At 68.6% G+C, this 1,208-nt stretch carries 1 protein-coding gene and 2 pseudogenes; 1 reads left to right on the top strand and 2 read right to left on the bottom strand.

From position 1 onward, the window contains the following. Window positions 1-212: pseudogene (locus A5712_RS31365) on the top strand (hypothetical protein); the annotation flags it as partial. 14 nt (window positions 213-226) lie between these two features. Here A5712_RS31365 and A5712_RS15065 read toward each other — a convergent pair. Both A5712_RS15065 and A5712_RS31985 read right to left on the bottom strand, forming a co-directional pair. Then, the gene (locus A5712_RS15065) at window positions 227-1,060 is read right to left on the bottom strand and encodes a glycosyltransferase family 2 protein (protein WP_068106548.1); all 834 of its coding nucleotides are present in this window, start codon (window positions 1,058-1,060) and stop codon (window positions 227-229) included. Continuing rightward, window positions 1,060-1,208 (bottom strand): annotated as a pseudogene (locus A5712_RS31985) (glycosyl transferase); the annotation flags it as partial. The gene A5712_RS15065 and the pseudogene A5712_RS31985, both read right to left, overlap by 1 nt.

The following is a 1,208-nucleotide window of genomic DNA, read 5'->3' as shown; positions in this document are numbered from 1 at the left end:
TCTGGGCGACCCAGGTCAAACGACTGAAAGTCGGCTCCGCCAAAAAGCTTTCGACCATCACCCGCAAATCGTTGGTCTCCCAGCTGCGCAAGATCCTCGCGCCGGACTACGTGGCCCGGGCCCGTCAGATCGCGCCGCAGATGTCCAGACCGGCCGTCGGGGTGGTCACCGCCGCCGACCTCCTGGAGCAGAGCGTCCGCGTCGGCGTCTGAAACGGCCAGTGCCGCTACGGCTGCCGGCTGGCAGCCGCGTCGCGCTGGACGAGCGGGTAGGACTTGTACCACTTGCGGTGGTGTGCCGCCCCCATCTCGCGCAGGATGCCCATGGCCGCGAACCAGCCGTGCGTCTTGCGCAACCCCAGAATCATCGCCCGGCTGGAGCCCCAGTGGTACTTCAGGCCGCCGAAGTGAACCTTGGCGGTCCTGCGCCCGAAGTGGTTGACGTAGGCCATTTCCGTTGTGTACACGCCGAATCCGGCTTTTCGCGCCCGCAGCGCGAGGTCGAGGTCGAGCCCCCAGCCGTAGCGGCCGAAGGTGTCGAGATCCATTCCCCCGACGGCGTCCCAGCATTCCCGGGACATCGCCAGCGCCGTCCCCTCGATGGCGGGCACCACCCGATACTGCGGGCGCGGAACGTAGCTCGCGGCGTCCGGTATCCCCTCGATCACCGCGTAGGGGAATCCGATGTTGAACAGCGGCCCCACCATCCCGACGTCCGCGGGCAGGCGCGGGTCGAGCAGGGCGGCGACGAATCCCCGGGACAGCCGGGTGTCGTTATTGAGCGTCATCGCGTGGGAGTAGCCCTCCGCGAACGCGGTTCGGAAGCCGAGCTCGCTGCCCCCGGCCCACCCCAGGTTCGTGCCCGGCGTGGCGACGCGTTCGTTGCCGATCTTCGGGTAGTCGCCGCGATTGTCGACGATCAAGTAGTCGGCGCCCTCGCGCTCCAAATCCGCTACGAGCGCGTGTGTGTACTCGTGCTGGCCGAAGACCGGCACCGTGATCAGTAGGGACACACCGGGAGCGTACCCCGAGCCGCGCAACCCCGCGGGGCGTTCCGGCATCAGTCCGAACCCCCGCGTCGGGCGGCTTTTTCCAGCAGATCGGCGGCGCAGGCGACGCTCTCGGCGGGCTTTGTCATCCGCGAGGCGACGTCGCGCGCCCGGCTGACATAGGCGGGCGCGAGGACCGACCTGAGGTCGCTGACCAACG

Source organism: Mycobacterium sp. E2327 (assembly GCF_001672675.1).
Lineage (GTDB): Bacteria > Actinomycetota > Actinomycetes > Mycobacteriales > Mycobacteriaceae > Mycobacterium.
This window is presented reverse-complemented; position numbering and strand designations above follow the sequence as displayed.